The sequence below is a fragment of the Caloranaerobacter ferrireducens genome, from assembly GCF_001730685.1.
Taxonomy (GTDB): domain Bacteria; phylum Bacillota; class Clostridia; order Tissierellales; family Thermohalobacteraceae; genus Caloranaerobacter; species Caloranaerobacter ferrireducens.
Genome location: NZ_MDJR01000018.1, coordinates 1 through 3,736, shown reverse-complemented (window position 1 = coordinate 3,736; position 3,736 = coordinate 1). Strand labels below are relative to the sequence as shown.

At 24.4% G+C, this 3,736-nt stretch carries 8 protein-coding genes; 2 read left to right on the top strand and 6 right to left on the bottom strand.

From position 1 onward, the window contains the following. Positions 1-41: 41 nt before the first annotated feature. The 3 genes from BFN48_RS11985 to BFN48_RS11975 all read right to left on the bottom strand — a co-directional run bounded on the left by BFN48_RS11985 (position 42) and on the right by BFN48_RS11975 (position 1,531). Positions 42-581: a hypothetical protein gene (locus tag BFN48_RS11985; RefSeq protein WP_069651120.1), complete on the bottom strand. Its 540-nt coding sequence runs from the start codon at positions 579-581 to the stop codon at positions 42-44. 178 nt (positions 582-759) lie between these two features. Further along, positions 760-969, bottom strand: coding sequence for a hypothetical protein (locus tag BFN48_RS11980; protein WP_069651119.1), 210 nt, complete (start codon positions 967-969; stop codon positions 760-762). 58 nt (positions 970-1,027) lie between these two features. Beyond that, a complete protein-coding gene (locus BFN48_RS11975; protein WP_069651118.1) occupies positions 1,028-1,531 on the bottom strand; it encodes a hypothetical protein in 504 nt (167 codons plus the stop codon). A 429-nt stretch (positions 1,532-1,960) separates the two neighbouring features. On the opposite strand from BFN48_RS11975, the gene BFN48_RS11970 reads away from it, so the two are divergent. Further along, positions 1,961-2,167, top strand: a complete 207-nt coding sequence (locus BFN48_RS11970; RefSeq protein WP_069651117.1) for a hypothetical protein — start codon at positions 1,961-1,963, stop codon at positions 2,165-2,167. Between the two features lie 85 nt (positions 2,168-2,252). Here the strand turns inward: BFN48_RS11970 and BFN48_RS12520 are convergent, their stop codons facing one another. From BFN48_RS12520 to BFN48_RS12515, 3 genes are all read right to left on the bottom strand, one after another. Continuing rightward, positions 2,253-2,420: a hypothetical protein gene (locus BFN48_RS12520; protein ID WP_176718882.1), complete on the bottom strand. Its 168-nt coding sequence runs from the start codon at positions 2,418-2,420 to the stop codon at positions 2,253-2,255. Between the two features lie 39 nt (positions 2,421-2,459). Beyond that, on the bottom strand, positions 2,460-3,065 hold the full coding sequence (locus BFN48_RS11965; RefSeq protein ID WP_069651116.1) for a hypothetical protein: 606 nt from the start codon (positions 3,063-3,065) through the stop codon (positions 2,460-2,462). A 111-nt stretch (positions 3,066-3,176) separates the two neighbouring features. After that, complete coding sequence (locus tag BFN48_RS12515; RefSeq protein ID WP_176718881.1) at positions 3,177-3,338, bottom strand: hypothetical protein; 162 nt, start codon at positions 3,336-3,338, stop codon at positions 3,177-3,179. Positions 3,339-3,461: 123 nt separating this feature from the next. On the opposite strand from BFN48_RS12515, the gene BFN48_RS11960 reads away from it, so the two are divergent. After that, positions 3,462-3,736, top strand: a 275-nt coding sequence (locus BFN48_RS11960; protein WP_141706179.1) for an ATP-binding cassette domain-containing protein, incomplete at its 3' end; no start/stop codon positions are given.

The window sequence follows — 3,736 nt, the reverse complement described above, 5'->3', positions numbered from 1 at the left end:
GGCATGAGACAAAGAGCTGCTTTAATTAGGATATAGAATTTTTATGAAAACATTATGGTTTTGTTTGTACAGAACTTAGGTCTTAAATTTTTCACTAAAAAATTTTTTAACTCAGGAGTCATTCTAATATATAAATATCCTACAATTTTTTCTCCCTTTACTTCAAATTCACCAGAAGCTTTTACATAATCATAGTCTTCTCCATACCAAATAATCTGAGAAACAATTATTGCCATCCCCTCTTTATTATCTACATCAGAATATATAATAATAACTCCTTTTGGTTTCTTCCTAAGCGAACGATGCTCAACACTATTGCCCAAAACTTCTCCTTTTTTAAATTCGGTATATATAAATTTAATTTTATCATCATTGAATAAAATTTTTATATTATCTTGTACACAATTATCTGTTAATGTATATCCTATACTTTTTTTGTAAGCTGTATATGGTAAATAAGTAATATGGTCCTGTTTAAATGTATATAGGTCAAAAAAATAAGTATTATAATTATATATTACATTTCCTACAAATATTACCAGAATAATAACTAGCAAAAATAATAATAATTTCTTAAGCATTGTATTCCTCTCCTAAATTATATAATTTCTAACGTTACATTAAATAAAACTTATTCACTCGGTCTTCTTCTGTTTCTAAAAGGTGCTCTAAATCCACATATAAGTTTCTTATAAAAATTCATTAACTCGTCTAATGTTAAACCATATTTTATATATTTTTGTAGACTATTTACCTAAATCAAATTTTGGATATTGCTCCTATAAAAAATAATATTGTATATAAAATAATAACTTTTTGAAAAACCTTAAGTTTAGTTTTTTCATCAATCTTATTGTCTAATTTTAAGTAAAAATATACACTACCCAAAATAGGAAATGCAAAGAAAAAATAAGCTGTAATTACGTAAAACAAGTCGAAAGTTCTTTTTATATCATAAAATTCGTACATAATTACTCACCTATCTTTCAGTATTAATTTTAATAATCAAATCTAATATTTTTCTCACTTAGTTTACAGAAACTACCGGACTCTCAATTTTTATTATACTCCTTCTTTTCAAACCCAAGATTGTATAATCTAATATTATTGCTTCAATATCTTTAAAAGCTTCTTCTTTCTTAATCTTAAATCTAAATACTAAATTTAACGTTTTATTTTTTACAACATAATTATCAATTGGAATATAATTATTTATTTTTTTACTAATATCATTTTCTCTAACTATACCAGTGTGATTTTTTGTATCTATTAAAACATCTATCAAATATTCATCTTTACTTTTCTTTGATAATATTGTTCCATCTTTCTTTAAAAAATTAGCATCTTTTAAAACAGGTGTTAAAAAACCCTTAGATTCTAAAAAATATCCTAAATAATAATTTTCATCAATTTCAAATTTATGGAGTATAGGTGCCGACATAAGTACAAATTCATGTTTATAAATACTGAATAATAAAAATATAAAAATACAAAACAAAATAATAATAAACTTATTAATACGGTTTTTCATTTTCACCTCCTCTTCCTATATTTTATTAATTATCTCCGTTTTTCTTAATATTTCTTTAAATTGCTATTATATTTGTTCTTATAACGGAGATTGAAACTACTTGTAATAAAATTAATATCATCAATTTAATCAATACTATATATATTAACCATTAACTAAGATTATAAAACAACCAATTCCTCCAGCATTGCTTTCATCAATTATAACATCATCAATAACTATAATATTTCTCAATCCAATTTCCTTAGTAAGTTGTAATGCCATAAATATTTCAAATATTTCATTATCATTAATTCTACATCATATTTGCCATTTCCTTCTAATTAATCAGCGTTATTATTATATTATGTTCCCACCAAAACATCCGTATATAATCCTTATTTCTGTCAATACTCCTTACCAAGGGGATATCAGACATGCCTAATATATATGTGGAATTGGGTAAATAAATTAGAAAATATAAAGATTGATTACATAAATGAAAAACTCAATGAAATCTTTACTACATATTTAGCTGTAACTGCAAAATATAACTATAGAATAGAAGTCATTGATTACATTACTAACCACATTATTGAAGAACTTAAGTTTAATATTATTGAAGATAAAGTCTCTTCTAACCTTAAAAGTACATAAATAGTAAATTCCCTTAAAAAATAAAGCCTATATCTTAATTTATTCAGCAATTAAGATATAGGCTAATCTTATTTTCTTGTTATATTTACTTTTTAAATATAACATCAATAAAAGTGATACCAAAAGCCACACCCAAAGCAATAGAAAATTCTCTATATAAATTGACATTTGAAGGTCTGAATACATAATCAAAACCATAATTTAAAGCACCAAGTAAAATAAACAAAGAAATAAACTTAAGTAGTCTTTTCATTATCCCAATTCCTTTCAACTTATCTGTTATCTTATCCTATCACAGTTCTAATAATGTTTTTAAGTAATAATTTATTCTCTCATTACTTGTTTCTTTAACTAATTCTTCAAATATGTTATGAAGCTCATAATAAGTTAAATCATCAATTGAATAATAATAGTAATTTTCTCCTTTTTTCAGAAATTTATTATCTAGTTTATCTATAATATTTTTCAAATCTTTTTTAAATGACTCTAACTCATCTACAGAAAGAATCTCTTTGCTATTCTTATCCTCAACAGCTTCAATCCACTCTTCTACAGTATATATATAAGCATCAAGATACCTTCTACCAAACGTAAACCCTGACATAGATTTCTCACCAGTATAGTTGAAATATCTACCAAACCTATACAAATATTCTTGTGCAGATTCTAAATTATTTTGCAAAGTATATAATCGTTTTGTTGTCATGATATCTGAAATATTGTTAAATTGGTTATATGCATCCCGTAGATAGCTTTTTGCATTAAGTATTTCATCGGTATATTCCTTAATTATTATTTCATGTTTCCTATAATTTTGCTTAAATAAATAAAAATTAAATAATAAAGAAACTACAGTGATAGTTATTATAAATTTAGATTTAATGCTATTATTTTTCATAAACTTTCCCCCTTGACTCAAACCTAAGAAAAATCATTATATAAAAACATAAACTAATATGTCTGTATTTCTATATCAAGATACCCAATTCCTTCCAATAACTTAGTTTATTTACTTATTTTCAAATATCTTTTCATACAACAATTCTATTTTAGTTGCATATATATTATTGATTTTCTCTACAACAATACTCGCTATTGCCTTAGCCATCATTTCTTGTAATATTTCTTCATCTGGAGTATTAATAATAACTTCAATTTCTTGATTTTTCATTTCATCTCCCTTTCTAATGAATCGTATTAAAAGATTTTATTCTTAACTTATCACACCTTTTATATTTACTGAATAAAATAATATATGCAATCATGCTAATTTTCTCCTCAAGGAGGCATATAAATGAACAGAAAAAAAGTTGTAGAAATTAAAAACGTCAGTAAAATTTATCACACTATAGATGGGGAAACTGATGCTTTAAAAAATATTACTCTTGATATTTATCATGGAGAAATAGTAGTTTTAGTTGGTCCAAGTGGGTGTGGAAAATCAACTCTTTTATCTATAATAGCTGGACTTTTAGAACCTTCTAAGGGCGAAGTAGTTATTAATGGTAAAAAAGTTGAAAAGACAAATAAAGAAATAGGCTATATGTTTCAAAGAGACCATTTGTTTGA